This window comes from Buttiauxella sp. S19-1, assembly GCF_022134725.1.
Classification (GTDB): Bacteria; Pseudomonadota; Gammaproteobacteria; order Enterobacterales; family Enterobacteriaceae; genus Buttiauxella; species Buttiauxella ferragutiae.
The window spans coordinates 14,458-30,113 of record NZ_JAHWLU010000025.1; the positions used below are offsets into that span (position 1 = coordinate 14,458).

The window sequence follows — 15,656 nt, forward strand, 5'->3', positions numbered from 1 at the left end:
TATTCAGGCAGGCAGCACTGTTACAAAAATGTTACTGAATGCCGAAAATTTTCTATAGTAAAAAACTCTTCCGTGTTCGGTAACGATCCATAACTGCTTTTATTGATGATTTTTTTGCTTAATACCTATGCGCAAACTGATGAGTCAGCGTTACATATAGTTTCAGCTGATAAAACGCTGACATCATAGTCATCGCAATGTTAATTAACTGTGAATTTACTCACAAATTGAAACCGGTTACATCAAAGACTTTATTCAGAGAGTGATCGATGCCGCAATTTGCCGTGGAGCCACCGAATGACGGCGCACCAAAGTCGGCATAAAACAGTGCGTTGCACCAATATCGAGCGTTCCTGCCGCCCCTTGTAGCGCCAGTTCCGTCGCCAGACGCGCCATTGAAACAATGGGGTATCGCACCGTGGTGAGTTGCGGATCGGTGTAACGCGCGATGGGAATATCATCAAAACCGATCACTGAAACATGATGCGGCACGACAATCCCGTTATCTTTCAAGGCGGTTAACGCTCCGGCCGCCATGCTGTCGTTGTAAGCAAACACCGCACTGAGTTGCAGATTGCGGCCAAGCAATTCCACCATTGCCGCTTCGCCGCCCTGCATATCCGGTGAACCTACGCCTACCCAGCTTTCTGGCGGGGTAATCCCCTGCTCTGTCATGCCACGCATCCAGCCTTCACGGCGTTGTGCGTTATCTTCAATCGCATGACTGGAGGCCAGATAACCAATGCGTTGATGACCTTGATTAAACAGCATTCGTGTTGCCATCAACGCACCACTGACGTTATCAAGCCCCACGCAACGGTGTTCGTAGCCCGGCACAATTCGGTTAACCAGCACCATGCCGGGAATTTGATCGAGGAACTCAGCTAATTCTTGATCGCCGAGAGCTTTAGCATGAACAATCAATGCGTTACAGCGCTGACGAATCAACACTTCAATGGCATGACGCTCTTTTTCTTCCTGGTGGTAGCTGTTGCCGATGAGCACATATTTGTTGTGCTGCTGTGCCACAACATCCACGGCCTTCACCAGCGCGCCAAAGAACGGATCGGACACATCCATCACCACCACGCCGATGGTATCGCTGACCTGAGTTGCCAGAGCCTGGGCGTTAGCGTTTGGCCGATAACCCAGTTGCGCCACCGCCTGCATTACGCTTTCACGGGTGTCCGCACTGACCAGCGCGCTGTTATTAAGTACACGAGAAACGGTCGCCACTGAGACACCGGCGATGCGGGCAACGTCACGAATGGTGATCATATTTTTCACCAGTCGAAAGAGGAGTTAGTCTCATGAATGCACCCTGTATTTGGCAAGGTGGCTATTCTGGCAGCGACGCGGGAATGACTACGTGAGGATGATCACATCGATGAAAACGGTTACATACAAATCGTTAACGTTTGTGATGTATATCATTATCTTGTTGTATGTTTCAGAGAAACCCCAGCAGCACGTGCTGTGAGTTGTCGCCATAGCCATTCAATTGGCCCCTGGCGGAAGAAACGCAGCCATAGCATTGAAAAGACAATGTTGATGACCCAGACGGCGGGAACGAAAGCCAGCAGCGACAGGCGGTCATACTTCATATAACCGCCCATCTGGAAGAAGAATGCGGTGCAAATCAGCGTTTGCAGCAAGTAATTCGATAGCGCCATGCGCCCGACATGCGCGACAGCATTCACCAGTCGCCAACGCGAAAGCTGCGGCCAGTAGCCAAATGCCAGCGCGGCATAACCGATAGTTTGAAACGGCGCACTCAATTCACGCGGGGCTTGCAGCAAGAAAGCACACCAGCGATAACCCCAGCCAAGGTGCCACTGGGCATAAATAGCCGGAATGTTGATTAACATACCGACGATAATCAGCCACCAGCCGGTGCGGCGGTAATGATGCAAACTGAACTCCCCACGCAACCAACCGCTACGCATTAATGACGCACCAAGCAGCATCATTCCAGCCAGTTGCCAGCCGTACTGCGCGCCTAACGCCACTAAATTTGAGGAAAGTAAGTCAATGCGATTACTGATTGCTTCGCTCCCGCCCTGCAATTTCCACCATTGCTCATACTGCAGGTTGGCCGCATCCGGCACCCAGGAACGGTTCGGCGCATCACCAGAGATAAAGCCCAGCAACAGCAATACCCCAATGCCGGTGAGATAGAGAATTACCCCGGTATTAAACAGTGAGCGAATCCCCGGCGCGTCGCGAATCAAGCGCCAGCACACCAGGCCGACTAAACCATAAGCCAGCAAAATATCGCCATCCCATAACAAGATAGCGTGCATGAAACCCAACAAGACTAATAACGTCAGACGTGACTGAATCCAGCGTTTGCCGCGATGTAACAACATCTGCAAGCCAGCGCCAAATAATAAAGCGAATAAGGTGAGGAATTTGACCTGGGCAAAGAGATCAAGAATGGCCCATGTCCAGGCCTCGCGGTCAGTAATAGCACCGGACCAGGCAGGGTTCAGATACGCCGCCTTCGGCAAACCGAAGGCCACGATATTAAGCAGCAGAATGCCGAGAATAGCGACGCCACGGACAAAATCCAGCGTACCGTTTCTCTCCATACACCCTGCCTGATAAATGTTAGTTATGACGCACAGCGCGCAGAAATTCCTGACGGGTATTCTGGCTGGATTTGAACAAGCCGCCTAACGACGTGGTCGTCGTGGCACTGGTTGCGTCCTGCACACCACGCGCTTTCACACAATAATGGACCGCATCAATAGATACCGCCACATTGTTGGTGCCAAGCAGCGTTTGCAGGGCAATCAGGATTTGCTGAGTTAAGCGTTCCTGAACCTGCGGGCGCTGGGCAAAGAATTGCACAATGCGGTTAATTTTTGACAGGCCAATGACGGTATCTTTTGGCAGATATGAAACTGTCGCTTTACCGTCGATAGTCACGAAATGGTGTTCACAGGTACTGGTGAGCGTGATGTTGCGCACGGTGACCATTTCATCGACCTTCATCTTATTTTCGATGACGGTGATTTTTGGGAAGTTGGCATAATCGAGGCCGGAGAAAATCTCATCGACATACATTTTGGCGATGCGATGCGGCGTTTCCATCAAGCTGTCGTCGCTCAAATCAAGATTCAGCAACTGCATGATTTCCGTCATATGCTCGGCAATCTGACGTTTGCGGGTTTCGTTATCAAGTTCACGCAATTGCGGACGCAGCGGGGTTTCCAGGCCGCGTGCAACTAATGCTTCGTGAACCAATGCGGCTTCTGGACTTAATGATGGCATACTATTTTCTCCTGCAGGTGTGGCTGACCTCGGCCCTACATGGGGCAAAGTGTGCGCTTATTGTGCGTGAGCACGGTCGCATAATCCAGTAGTGCGAACGATAATTAATGAAATCGTCAAAACCTTCGCCAAACTAAACCGCCACCAACCAACAATGCCAACCCTGCGACATATAAAGCTGGCTCCAGTTGCCCGGTTAGCGAAGTCGAGGTTGCCGATAACATTGGCCCAACCAACTGCCCCATCGCGTATCCGCTGGTCAGTAATCCCGCCATATAACGGGTATGTTGCGGTGCCAGTTCACGGCCATATTGTAATGACAATTGCACCGCACATAAGAACCCGCCGCCCACTAACAACGCCCCCAGAACCAGCCCGCTGATACCGGGAATGATATCTGAGGCGAATACTCCAAGCGCCTGCAACCAAAGTACCAGCGCTAAGCGTTGATGGGTTTGCAGCCAAAATCGTGTGGCAATACCCAGCAAAATACCGCATACCGCCGCACCGCCAAATATCGGCCAGACGAATTGCGCGAATACGCTACCAGGAAAACGTGCGCTAGCCATTTGCGATAAAAACGTCGCGGGCAGAATATAGCCAAATCCGGCGAGGCTGTAGCTCAACACCAGCCGTTTGAGCGGCGCGGTTAAAACCAGCGGTTCGGGTGCCGTTTCCGGGCGATGTAACTCCCCTTTGCGTGGCAAGTTGCGGGCGATTAATAAGATCAATAACAACGCCAGAACGCCATAAACCAACCAGCCGTGAGCTGCGGATAAACCATAACTGTGGATCGCCACCGCCAGCAAACCGCTGATAAATATCCCGGCACCAGGACCGGCAAATACCGCAGCGCTTAAACCGGGCTTGCCTAAACGCGCCAGTTGCTCGTTGCTCCAGGCGGCAATTAACACCATTGCCCAGCCACTGGCACAGCCAATCAGGAAGCGAATCAGCGCGTGCCACAATGCGGAATCGACGGTGGCGGATAACAGCGTCAAAACCACCGCCCCCCAAACACCGAGCATCAAACGGAATTCGACACGCCGGTGCGCGCGCATGGCATCCCACGCGCCAATCAGATAGCCGAGATAGTTAATCGCGGCTACCAAACCCGCACTGGTTAAGGTAAGTTGCCCTTCCGCTATCATCAGCGGGACTTGTGGCGTAAAGGCAAAGCGGCCAATGCCCATTGCCACCACCAACACCAGAAATCCCGTCAACGCGATACGAAGTGCCACACCGCCCCCAATTGTTACGATTTCGTTGCCAGCATGATGCCGCATGACTAGACTGGGGTGAAGTGAAAGTTATTCATTGATATTGAATATATTTAAGGACATTTATATGGAACTGCTTGAAGAACACCGATGTTTTGAAGGCTGGCAGCAGCGCTGGCGCCATGATTCCTCGGTATTGAAATGCCCGATGACGTTCAGTATTTTTCTGCCAACTCCGCGCACCACTCCCCCACCCGTTCTGTACTGGCTGTCAGGCCTGACCTGTAACGACGAAAACTTCACCACTAAAGCGGGCGCACAACGTGTCGCTTCTGAACTGGGCATTGTTCTGGTGATGCCGGACACCAGTCCGCGCGGTGAAAATGTGCCGAATAATGAAAGTTACGATCTCGGCCAGGGCGCAGGTTTTTACCTGAACGCGACAGAGCAGCCGTGGGCTGACCATTTCCGCATGTACGACTACATTAATCACGAGTTGCCCGCGTTAATTGCCGATAATTTCAGCATCAGCGATAAAGCCTCTATTTTCGGCCATTCGATGGGTGGCCACGGCGCACTGAGCATCGCGTTGAAAAACCCTGGCCGTTATTGTTCGGTTTCTGCATTTGCGCCGATTGTGAATCCAACGCGCGTCCCGTGGGGGAAAAAAGCGTTTGCGGCTTATTTAGGTGCAGACGAAGAGAAATGGCGCGAATGGGATAGCTGCTGTTTATTGATGCAGGCCGATAGCGCGCAGGCGATTCCGGTGCTTATCGATCAAGGGGATGCCGATCAGTTCTTAGCAGATCAACTACAACCCGCGCAGTTTGCTGAAGTGGCGCGGCAGAAAAACTGGCCGTTAACTCTGCGGGTGCAGCCAGGTTACGACCATAGTTATTACTTTATTGCTTCGTTTGTGGAAGACCATTTGCGGTTCCACGCGGAGCATTTGGGGTAACTGTTTGATTTAGTTTGCCCTCACCCCGGCCCTCTCCCACAGGAGAGGGAGAAGGTCAAAGGGCGAGGGGGGAAAATCAGAACGTGTAATCCACCGCCATAAAGTAACGACGACCATCTTCGTTATAACTGTAATCGTCGCGGCTCAAATCTTTATCGCCGAGGTTCAGCACACCCGCGCGCAATTTGATGTCTTTCGTCGCCTTCCATGCCACACCGGTATTCCACACCACATAACCGCCAGGTGTTGGTGCGCCATCAGTCGTGGCACGCTGCTCGCCGGTGTAGTTCGCAGAAACATAGAACGACCAGTCATCGAGCGGCAACCAATCCACCGTGCCGTTGGCGGTATGGAATGGCAGTGAAGCCAGCGGCTTATTGTCACCGCCACTCAAATCTCGCCCATCGTTATAGGTGTAATTCAGCGTCAATTTCCATTGATCGTTGAATGGTACTTTCACCTCAGTTTCTACGCCACGAACACGCGCTTTGTTAACGTTGTAATATTTGAAAATTGGCCGACCCGCGCTGTCAAAACCAACAAAGTTTGGATACGACGGCGCCAGTGCACGGTTCTGCGTGCGGTCAATATCAATCATGTCGTCGAGGTTGTTCTGGAAGGTGGTGATACTGCCAGACACACCATCCAGTAGACCTTCATCGCCTGCGTAATACAGACCGAACTCGAAGCTCTCACTGGTTTCTGGTTTCAGATCGGGGCTGCCGACAATCTTACAAGAGCCACGGCAAGAGTTGCTGGTCCAGTCGGGGCTCAGTTGCAGCAACGATGGCGCTTTAAATGCCGTTGCCCAGCCGCCTTTCATGGTGATGGTATCGGTCGCGCTATACACCAGGTAAGCACGCGGGCTCCAGTGATCGCCGTAAGTTTCGTGGTCGTCCATACGCACGCCGGTGGTCAACGCCAGCGGTTCGAAAATCCGCCATTCATCTTCCAGGAACAAGGCGTACTGGCTGGCAGAGGTTTCGCTGCTGTTACTGCCGGTGAGGTTAACTGGGTCAGTTAATTTATCGTGACGCCATTCGCCGCCAAAGGTCAGTAATTGGTTGATGTCGCCCAAAGGCAGCACCAGTTTGCCATCGAGGCTGTTGTTGCGCGAGGTGATAGGTGAACTGTTGCCTGGATTGAGGTTATCGATTTTATCGCCATAAAAACGCAGTTCGGTATTGCCGTAATCCCAACGCCCGTTATGGGAAATCGAGTAATCCTGGCGCTCCATACGGTTTTTATTCAGCGAGTCAGAATCACGGTCCTGGCGGTCAAAACCATAACCAAAGCTCATGTCCTGGTTTTCGGTTGGCGTCAGGGCAAATTCCGCACTGCCGCTGCGCGTGGTATAGCCTTCAATGCGCGGCGTTTCACCCGTAGTACTGGTGCTGGAAGATTCTTGTTTGTCTTTTTCGCGCTTGCCAAGGTTGCCGTAAACTTTGACGCCGAGCAGGTTGTCGATGATGGGGCCGCTGGCAAAGAAGTTGCTGTTATAAGAATCCCCGCGATCGCGATTTTCCTGAATGGTGGTATCTGCCGTCACGTTGCCGTGCCAGGCCTTGCCCACTTTGCGCGTAATAATGTTGACCACGCCGCCTAACGCATCGGAACCGTAAAGTGAAGACATCGGCCCACGTACCACTTCGATACGTTCAATGGCATCAACCGGGATCCAGTTCAGGTCAAAATCGTTATGACGGAAGACGGCATTACGCGAGTTCACCCGCTTGCCATCCACCAGAATCAGCGTGTAACTGCTGTCCAGACCACGAATACTGACGCCCTGGCGGTTATCCCCTTCGTTGGTCAATTGCACACCAGGAACTTCCTGCAAAACATCTTTCAGGTTCTGGATAGGCTTTTTCTTCAGATCTTCTTGAGTAATAACGCTAATACTGGCTGGGGCATCTTTGAGGTTTTGCTCGGTGGCAGACGCAGTCACCACCATCGTGTCTTCACGTTGTTCGGCAATTACCGGAAACGCAGCGGTGATTATTGACGCGCAGAGTCCTCCCCGGACGATGGGATTCAACCTTAACATTCCTTTCTCCATGAGGTGAATTACAAGCTAAAAGGCTCACATTCCTTGGTGCGTCGCCCGCTACATTGGCAAACGACGTCGAACCTTACTCACCGACATCCAGCCGGGGTAAAGCGTGGCGACACCATAAATTAAACGAGAATGGTTATCAATCAAATTGTTAAATTTTGTAAGGTATCGAGTGCAGTTGTAACGGCAGGAACGGGGTTTGTAGGGCGGATAAACGAAGTGTCATCCGCCATTGTGAAGTGAATTATTGACCGCTATTTATTGACCGTAATAGGCGCTTTTACCGTGCTTACGCAGATAGTGTTTATCGAGCAATTGCGGCTGCATATTGCCGACTGATACCCAAGAAACGGCGGTACGGCGAAGGAATATCCAATAGATAATCAGGGTAAAAAAGGGCTTTCTTGATAAATAAAAAAGGGCAACGAATATATCGTTGCCCTTTTTTTATTAACGAACCTTGTAATATTGTCGGTTCGAAATTTATTACTTCTTAAACGTTTTTGGGAATGTCATTTCGCTGTATTTCACAAAACGAGACCCTTTGGTAATTTTGTAGCCGAACCAAATTGCCAGGAACAGCGGGATACCGATATAGGTCGCTGTCACGCCAGCCCAGTCAATCTTATCGGCCAGGAACGCTTCGTAGTTCTGGCCCAGTGTGATAATCAGACACAGGGCGAAGGCAAAGATAGGCCCGACAGGGAAGAAGCCTGAAACATACGGCAGGTCGTTGAGATCCAGCCCTTGCTTCACATAACCACGACGGAAACGGTAGTGGCTGATCGCGATACCTAACCAGGCGATAAAGCCAGTCATACCGGATGTGTTCAGCAGCCACAGGTACACGGTCTGGTTGCCATACATTGATGTCAGGAAGCACAAGCCCGCCACAACCGTGGTTGCATACAACGCATTACGCGGCACACCACCAGCGGACAGCTTAGAGAAAATACGTGGCGCTTTGCCATCACATGCCAGGGTGTAAAGCATACGAGTCGATGCGTACATCCCGGAGTTACCCGCTGACAGTACTGCAGTCAGGATAACGGCGTTCATCACTGCCGCAGCAGAGAGCAGACCTGCATGTTCAAATACCAGAGTGAACGGGCTAACGCCGATGTCTTTCACATCGTTACGCAGCAGGCTCGGATCGGTATAAGGAATGATCAGGCTGATAATCAGAATCGCGAACACATAGAACAGCAGGATACGCCAGAACACCTGACGCACAGCGCGTGGAATGTTCTTACCTGGATCTTCAGATTCACCCGCAGCAACACCGATAAGCTCAGTCCCCTGGAAGGAGAAGCCGACGATCATCGCCACACCAATCATCGCGGAGAACCCACCCGCAAATGGCGCATCGCCTACCGCCCAGTTGCTCCACCCCGCAGGTTGTGCACCTTTGAAGATGCCAAGAATCATCATCACGCCGACAATGATAAAGATGATAACCGTCGTCACTTTAATCAGTGAGAACCAGTATTCTGCTTCGCCAAAGCCTTTAACAGAGATGTAGTTGAGCAGGAACATGATGCCGAGGAACAACGCACTCCAGATCCAGCCTGGGGTGTCCGGGAACCAGTAGTTCATCACCAATTGTGAGGCGACCAGGTCAACCGCGATAGTGACTGCCCAGTTGTACCAGTAGTTCCAGCCCAGCGCGAAGCCGAAGCCTTCTTCAACGTATTGCTGCCCGTAGGTGGCAAACGAACCAGAAACCGGCATGTATGCCGCAAGCTCGCCCAGGCTTGTCATCAGGAAGTACACCATCAGACCAATCAGCATGTAGGACAACAGCGCGCCGCCAGGACCCGCCTGAGAAATGGTTGCACCAGAGGCAACAAATAGCCCGGTACCGATGGATCCGCCAATGGCGATCATCGTTAAGTGGCGCGCTTTTAGCTCACGTCGTAAGCCAGGCGCTTGTGTTGTTTGATCTTGAGAAACCATAGAAAATTGTGGTCCTTCCAAAAAATGAGGCGCGATTGTAGCAAACCAGCCCTATACATGTAGTAGAAATACGAAGTTATAAGAGAGCTTCATGATCGGAGAAGAATTATAAGTAACGCACTTATGATAGTAGATGAAAAGAGGGAGTGAGCCAGGCTGTCGTGCTACGCGGGAATCCATTCCCCATGCGGTTTGGCGGGTTATTTTATTTAAAATCAACCTTCATTAATTCAGGGATACTGAAATCGCGGGTGGTGTCGACACAGCGATTAATGTAGTCAACGAAGCGCGGCGGCGGCGACATGCCTAAATCCAGCAGTTTTTTATTCGAGAAACGCACATTTAACATCGAGAATTCACCGTATAAACGCATCGCTCTTAGCATAAGACGCTCGTTACATGGCCCATAAATAGTTTTGAATTCTCTACGGTTTTTGACAAGCTCGCTATAATCTACTTGCTGATAAGTCGCATAAATAGGGTTCTGATCTAATGCAGCTGCCATAGCGCGGTCAATTTCAACAAATCGGGTACTTCCCGTATCCCCGGCAGAAATATGGTAAACCTTGTCAGTGAGTTCAATATGTTGAGTTAATAACAACAAAGCTTCAGCGCAGTAATCCACCGGAATCACATCAATCTTATCTTCCATCGCGCACATGAATTTCCCAAGCATCAGAGCCATACGGAATACCCAGAAAATACTGCTGGATGGACGACACCCTTCTTCACTGTGGCCGACTACAATCGACGGACGTGCAATCACCAGCGGGAGTTGCGGGCATTGTTCGACGATTAATTGTTCGATGGTGGATTTAGACCAGGTGTATTGCACCAAATGCTCTTCTTCAGGCTTACGTGTCATGCTCTCAGTGACCAGGGTTCCCGCCTCAGGCACGCAAGACATAGCAGTTCCCACATGCACAAAGCGCACTAAACCAGAAACATCAGCCATGCGTTTAACGAATTTTAGTGTGCCTTCAACATTCACTTTCCAGATTAATGCGTTATCACCAAATGAAGCGACGGCAGCGGAGTTAATAACATGAGTCACCGAGGAAAGTCTTTCATCATTCAAAAAGTCTTCGGAATAAGCCAGGTCACCCAGCAATATATTTTTTTCATTAATTTTAGCGAGTAGTGTTTCGTTACACCCAAAATTAGCCAGGTTATTTCTGACACGAGCGACACCTTCACCAGCCGTGTTTGCTCTAACCAGTAGCAGAATGGATTCAAAAGATGAATCTGATAGCGCCCGCGCCAATACAGCGCCGCCCAGAAAGCCTGTTGCGCCGGTAATCAGTAGTTTGCTCATATTGAAATACTCTGAATTTAAAAACGCCATACTATGTGGCGCTTTATAAACAGCGAATCAATAAACGCAGCAATATAAAATAGATTTACGGTTAATCGTATTTTACACTGCACTGACTCCATTAATTAACTTTCGTTTAATTACGGTGTATTGATTTATATAAACCCATCTTACTCATCGCAATATTTCAAAAAACGCTGTAAGGCGTTGGATATATGCTTCTGGCGATGGTGAATACGATACAGCGTCCGCACCAGGCGTGGTAACGGCACAGGCACTTCCACCAGCGATCCCGCGGCCAACTGTTCTTCAATCACCCGACGTGACAGGCAGCTAATGCCCAGGCCATGACGCACGGCGTGTTTAATCGCTTCTGAATTGCCTAATTCCATACAAAGCTGGAATTGCGGCAAATGCGATAACAACAGGTAATCAACGATTTCACGCGTACCGGAGCCTTTCTCGCGCAGGATCCACGGCTGTTCCGCCAGGCTATCCAGGGTGATCGGCTGTTGCAAGAAAGGTGCACTCGGCGGCGCAAACACCACCAGCTCATCTTCAAGCCAGGGCTCGGTGACCAGATCCGTCATATGGCTCGGCCCCTCTATCAGGCCAATATCGACACGGAAATCTGCCACTGCGTTAATCACATCCTGGCTATTACCGACGTTCATTTCCAACGGTAGCGCCGGGAAATCACGGCGATAGTGGGCAATCATTTCCGGCAGAATATAGTTGCCGATGGTGCTACTGGCATAAACGCGAATCGCGCCGTTATCTTCTTTAAATAACTGTTCGACTTCCGTTGCCTGTTCCAGCAAGCCCACGACGCGCGGATACAGCAAACGACCATGTTCGTTGACCACCAAACGTTTACCAACACGATCAAATAGCTGCACACCCAATTGCCCTTCGAGATCGGACAGCGCAGCACTTACTGCCGACTGCGACAGCGACAGCATCTGTGAAGCCTGGGTGGTAGAACCGCTTTTGAGGACTTCGGCAAAAACTTCGAGTTGCCGCAGAGTGATGTGCATCGTGATTGCGCCTTAACACTTATTCAGATTGGTTATAAATATATAATCAATTTTATTTTTAAGCCAGCAAGCCATACACTTTTGCCAACACTAAGGAGAAGGTTATGGCTACGTTATCAATTCCCACTCATCGTCATTCATTGTGGCATTTCCTGCCAGGTCTTGCGCTTGCAGGCGCAATTACTGCGCTGGCACTGTGGTTGGGTAACATTCCTTCCGTTGCTGGCCTTGGCCTTGGAGCACTAACTCTCGCCATTTTATGCGGGATGGTCATTGGCAATACGCTGTACCCAAAAATCTGGCAACACTGTGATGGTGGCGTGCTGTTTGCCAAACAACATCTGTTGCGCCTCGGCATCATTCTTTATGGCTTTCGACTGACGTTTTCGCAAATAGCCGATGTCGGGGTCAGCGGTGTGATTATCGATGTGCTGACATTAAGCAGCACCTTTGCCCTCGCCTGTTGGTTAGGTCAGAAAGTGTTTGGTCTGGATAAACAAACCAGTTGGTTAATTGGTGCCGGTAGCAGTATTTGTGGTGCCGCAGCGATTCTGGCAACCGAACCGGTAGTTAAAGCTGAAGCCAGTAAAGTTACGGTAGCTGTAGCGACGGTGGTGATTTTCGGCACGCTGGCAATCTTTATTTATCCGATGATTTATCCGTATGTGACGCACTGGTTTACACCGGAAACCTTCGGGATTTATACCGGTTCGACCATGCACGAAGTGGCGCAAGTGGTGGCGGCGGGTCATGCCATCAGCCCTGAGACTGAAAATGCTGCGGTAATTGCGAAAATGCTGCGCGTGATGATGCTGGCTCCGTTCCTGATTTTCCTGGCCGCTCGCGTTAAGCAGTTGGCTCCGGCAGGTCAGGCGCAGAAAAGTAAAATTACTATCCCATGGTTTGCAGTGCTGTTTATTGTCGTCGCGATGTTTAACTCGCTACACCTGCTGCCAACATGGGCTGTCAATGCCTTGATAACACTGGATACTTTCATGTTAGCCATGGCAATGGCCGCGTTGGGTTTGACCACCCACTTCAGCGCGCTGAAAAAAGCCGGTGTGCGCCCGCTGTTGATGGCCCTGGTGCTGTTTATCTGGCTCATCGTTGGGGGTGGCGCGATTAACCTCGGCGTGCATCATTTTATGTCCTGATATTTCCTGCCTAACCCGCTATCATTATCGCTTTCCCGGTAGCGGGTTTTGACAGGAGAAAGAATGATGAAGTTTATTGGCGCACACGTTAGTGCCTCTGGTGGTCTGGAAAATGCCGCGATTCGCGCACATGAGCTTGAAGCCACTGCTTTTGCCCTGTTCACCAAAAACCAACGTCAGTGGCGTGCCGCGCCGCTGACCGAAGAAGTTATCAGCAATTTCAAACGTGCCTGTGAAAAGTACCATTACGGTCCAGGCCAAATCCTCCCCCACGATAGCTACCTGATTAACCTCGGTCACCCCGTTGAAGAAGCGCTGGAAAAATCCCGTGAAGCCTTTATTGATGAGCTGGAACGCTGCATGCAGTTGGGCCTGTCACTATTGAACTTCCATCCGGGCAGCCACCTGATGCAAATCCCTGAAGAAGAGTGTCTGGCGCGTATCGCGCAGTCGATTAACATTGCGCTGGATAAAACCAAAGGCGTGACGGCGGTGATTGAAAATACAGCAGGCCAGGGTAGCAACCTTGGCTTCCGCTTTGAACATCTGGCGGCGATTATTGATGGCGTAGAAGATAAATCACGCGTTGGCGTATGCATCGATACCTGCCACGCCTTTGCTGCGGGATATGACCTGCGTACTGAAGCTGATTGTGAAAAAACCTTCGCTGAATTCGAGCGTATTGTTGGCTTCAAATACTTGCGCGGCATGCACCTGAATGACGCGAAAAGTGCCTTCGCTAGCCGTGTTGACCGTCATAACAGCCTCGGCGAAGGCAATATTGGCCACACGCCGTTTAGCTGGATCATGCGTGATAACCGCTTTGACGGAATTCCGTTGATTCTGGAAACCACGAACCCGGATATTTGGGCCGAAGAGATTGCGTGGCTGAAAGCACAACAGCATCAAGAAGCTGCTGCATAAGCAAAAAAAAAGCTCCCGGTGGATACCGGGAGCTTGAAATCAGTAAAGTGTATTACGCCGCTTTAACCGCTAATTCAGTTTCTGAGCGTTTGAGGAAGGCGTAAGACAACCCTGCCAGCAAGGTGCCTGCCACAATCGCAATCAGGTAACCGACAACCGGTGTAATCGCGCCAGGAATCAGCAACACAAACAGACCGCCATGTGGCGCCATCAGTTTGGCACCCACCGCCATGGAAATCGCACCTGTCACTGCACCACCAATGATACAGCACGGCAGAACACGCATTGGATCACGAGCCGCGAACGGGATAGCCCCTTCGGTGATAAAGCACAGGCCGAGAACCATCGCCGCTTTGCCGCCTTCTTGTTGTGCTTTGTCGAATTTACGACGCGCAACAAATGTTGCCAGGCCCATCGCCAACGGTGGCACCATGCCAGCAGCCATAATCGCCGCCATTGGTGCGTACGTTTGAGTGCTGAGCAAGCCGACGCCAAAGGCGTAAGCCGCTTTATTTACCGGCCCGCCCATGTCAGTACACATCATACCGCCAAGGATTGCGCCCAACAGAACCGCATTCGCCGTGCCCATGGTTTGCAGCCAGTGAGTCAGGCCCTCGAGGATTTTCGCAACCGGCGTACCGATCAGATAAATCATCGCCAGACCCACAATCAGGCTTGAGAACAATGGAATGATGAGGATCGGTTTCAGCGCTTCCATACTGGTTGGCAGTTTCAGCTTAGTGCTGATCAGCTTCGCAATGTAACCTGCGAGGAAGCCCGCAATAATACCGCCGATAAAACCTGAACCAGTACTAACCGCTAACATCCCGCCGATAAGACCTGGCGTCAGGCCTGGACGGTCAGCAATAGAGAATGCGATGTAACCGGCCAGAACCGGAACCATCAACGCAAAGGCTGAACCGCCACCGATTTGCATCAGTGCCGCCGCCAGCGTACCCGGCTCTTTAAACGCTTCGATACCGAAAGCAAATGACAGCGCGATACACAAACCGCCCGCGACCACCATCGGCAACATGAATGACACACCGGTCAACAAGTGGCGATAAGCGCCCGCTGACTCTTTCTTGCCTTCTTTGGCGGCAGTGTTGCTTTGCCCAACCGCTTCATAAGGTGTCGCTTCAGCAACGGCTTTATCCAGCTCCTGCGCGGTTTTCTTCAGCGCCAAACCGGTTGAGGTGCGGTACATCGGTTTTCCGGCAAACTTAGCCAGATCCACTTCGATGTCTGCCGCAACAATCACCAAATCCGCTTGCGCGACTTCTTCTGGCGTAATCGCATTACCCGCACCAACCGAACCGCGAGTTTCAACCTTTACCCACCAGCCGCGTTTTTTCGCTTCGGTTTCAATGGCTTCAGCAGCCATAAAGGTATGCGCGACGCCCGTTGGGCAAGCGGTTATGGCAACCACACGTTTCGGCCCTTTAGCCAAAGCCACAGGTGCTGCGTTTACCGGTGCCGTGTAAGGTTTGGCTTTGTCTTTCGCTTCACCTAAAAACAGTTCCGGGTGCTGAACTGCACGGTCAATATCACCCAGATATACCTTTTTGCCGTTCAGCGAGCTATCAGCAGGAATGGCATTACCTACCACAATCGCCATTTCGGCATCGTTCGGGTTGTCGATAATCTGTAGACGCGCCTTCTGAGCTGCGGAACCCAACAGCGTTTTAGCGAGGTAAGCGCGAGCCTGTCCAAGACCAGGTTCGATAATCAGCAGCGTTTTCATTGTTCCTCTCCTGCTG

At 51.1% G+C, this 15,656-nt stretch carries 12 protein-coding genes; 3 read left to right on the forward strand and 9 right to left on the reverse strand.

The window, feature by feature from the left end; genetic code table 11:
• Nucleotides 1-255: 255 nt before the first annotated feature.
• The 4 genes from galS to MES37_RS08450 all read right to left on the reverse strand — a co-directional run bounded on the left by galS (nucleotide 256) and on the right by MES37_RS08450 (nucleotide 4,517).
• Entirely contained in the window at nucleotides 256-1,278 is a 1,023-nt protein-coding gene (gene galS, locus MES37_RS08435) for an HTH-type transcriptional regulator GalS (protein ID WP_064545004.1), read from the reverse strand.
• 155 nt (nucleotides 1,279-1,433) lie between these two features.
• Nucleotides 1,434-2,591, reverse strand: coding sequence for a DUF418 domain-containing protein YeiB (gene yeiB / locus MES37_RS08440; RefSeq protein ID WP_133521932.1), 1,158 nt, complete (start codon nucleotides 2,589-2,591; stop codon nucleotides 1,434-1,436).
• A gap of 19 nt (nucleotides 2,592-2,610) precedes the next feature.
• Complete coding sequence (gene folE, locus MES37_RS08445; RefSeq protein WP_064545000.1) at nucleotides 2,611-3,276, reverse strand: GTP cyclohydrolase I FolE; 666 nt, start codon at nucleotides 3,274-3,276, stop codon at nucleotides 2,611-2,613.
• 116 nt (nucleotides 3,277-3,392) lie between these two features.
• Nucleotides 3,393-4,517, reverse strand: coding sequence for a YbfB/YjiJ family MFS transporter (locus MES37_RS08450; RefSeq protein ID WP_237931029.1), 1,125 nt, complete (start codon nucleotides 4,515-4,517; stop codon nucleotides 3,393-3,395).
• 106 nt (nucleotides 4,518-4,623) lie between these two features.
• On the opposite strand from MES37_RS08450, the gene fghA reads away from it, so the two are divergent.
• Complete coding sequence (fghA, locus tag MES37_RS08455) at nucleotides 4,624-5,454, forward strand: S-formylglutathione hydrolase (protein WP_237931045.1); 831 nt, start codon at nucleotides 4,624-4,626, stop codon at nucleotides 5,452-5,454.
• Nucleotides 5,455-5,530: 76 nt separating this feature from the next.
• Here the strand turns inward: fghA and cirA are convergent, their stop codons facing one another.
• The 4 genes from cirA to yieE form a co-directional block, all read right to left on the reverse strand.
• Nucleotides 5,531-7,501 carry a catecholate siderophore receptor CirA gene (cirA, locus tag MES37_RS08460; protein ID WP_237931083.1) on the reverse strand — a complete coding sequence of 657 codons (1,971 nt, stop codon included), beginning with the start codon at nucleotides 7,499-7,501 and terminating at the stop codon, nucleotides 5,531-5,533.
• A gap of 495 nt (nucleotides 7,502-7,996) precedes the next feature.
• Complete coding sequence (locus tag MES37_RS08470) at nucleotides 7,997-9,466, reverse strand: amino acid permease (RefSeq protein WP_064544994.1); 1,470 nt, start codon at nucleotides 9,464-9,466, stop codon at nucleotides 7,997-7,999.
• Nucleotides 9,467-9,671: 205 nt separating this feature from the next.
• Nucleotides 9,672-10,781, reverse strand: coding sequence for an SDR family oxidoreductase (locus tag MES37_RS08475; protein WP_064544992.1), 1,110 nt, complete (start codon nucleotides 10,779-10,781; stop codon nucleotides 9,672-9,674).
• Between the two features lie 170 nt (nucleotides 10,782-10,951).
• A complete protein-coding gene (yieE, locus tag MES37_RS08480) occupies nucleotides 10,952-11,818 on the reverse strand; it encodes a DNA-binding transcriptional regulator YeiE (protein WP_064544990.1) in 867 nt (288 codons plus the stop codon).
• Nucleotides 11,819-11,922: 104 nt separating this feature from the next.
• Between yieE and MES37_RS08485 the strand changes: the two genes are divergently transcribed.
• Complete coding sequence (locus MES37_RS08485) at nucleotides 11,923-12,972, forward strand: YeiH family protein (protein WP_121815216.1); 1,050 nt, start codon at nucleotides 11,923-11,925, stop codon at nucleotides 12,970-12,972.
• 66 nt (nucleotides 12,973-13,038) lie between these two features.
• Nucleotides 13,039-13,896 carry a deoxyribonuclease IV gene (gene nfo / locus MES37_RS08490; protein ID WP_064545109.1) on the forward strand — a complete coding sequence of 286 codons (858 nt, stop codon included), beginning with the start codon at nucleotides 13,039-13,041 and terminating at the stop codon, nucleotides 13,894-13,896.
• A gap of 52 nt (nucleotides 13,897-13,948) precedes the next feature.
• Here nfo and fruA read toward each other — a convergent pair whose 3' ends face one another.
• The gene (fruA, locus tag MES37_RS08495; RefSeq protein WP_064544986.1) at nucleotides 13,949-15,640 is read right to left on the reverse strand and encodes a PTS fructose transporter subunit IIBC; all 1,692 of its coding nucleotides are present in this window, start codon (nucleotides 15,638-15,640) and stop codon (nucleotides 13,949-13,951) included.
• Nucleotides 15,641-15,656: the final 16 nt, after the last annotated feature.

Excerpts from the sequence above, each read along its gene's own strand:
- galS (WP_064545004.1), bottom strand. The coding sequence starts at position 1,278 with ATGATCACCATTCGTGACGTTGCCCGCATCGCCGGTGTCTCAGTGGCG.
- yeiB (WP_133521932.1), bottom strand. The coding sequence starts at position 2,591 with ATGGAGAGAAACGGTACGCTGGATTTTGTCCGTGGCGTCGCTATTCTC.
- folE (WP_064545000.1), bottom strand. The coding sequence starts at position 3,276 with ATGCCATCATTAAGTCCAGAAGCCGCATTGGTTCACGAAGCATTAGTT.
- fghA (WP_237931045.1), top strand. The coding sequence starts at position 4,624 with ATGGAACTGCTTGAAGAACACCGATGTTTTGAAGGCTGGCAGCAGCGC.
- cirA (WP_237931083.1), bottom strand. The coding sequence starts at position 7,501 with ATGTTAAGGTTGAATCCCATCGTCCGGGGAGGACTCTGCGCGTCAATA.
- MES37_RS08470 (WP_064544994.1), bottom strand. The coding sequence starts at position 9,466 with ATGGTTTCTCAAGATCAAACAACACAAGCGCCTGGCTTACGACGTGAG.
- MES37_RS08475 (WP_064544992.1), bottom strand. The coding sequence starts at position 10,781 with ATGAGCAAACTACTGATTACCGGCGCAACAGGCTTTCTGGGCGGCGCT.
- yieE (WP_064544990.1), bottom strand. The coding sequence starts at position 11,818 with ATGCACATCACTCTGCGGCAACTCGAAGTTTTTGCCGAAGTCCTCAAA.
- MES37_RS08485 (WP_121815216.1), top strand. The coding sequence starts at position 11,923 with ATGGCTACGTTATCAATTCCCACTCATCGTCATTCATTGTGGCATTTC.
- nfo (WP_064545109.1), top strand. The coding sequence starts at position 13,039 with ATGAAGTTTATTGGCGCACACGTTAGTGCCTCTGGTGGTCTGGAAAAT.
- fruA (WP_064544986.1), bottom strand. The coding sequence starts at position 15,640 with ATGAAAACGCTGCTGATTATCGAACCTGGTCTTGGACAGGCTCGCGCT.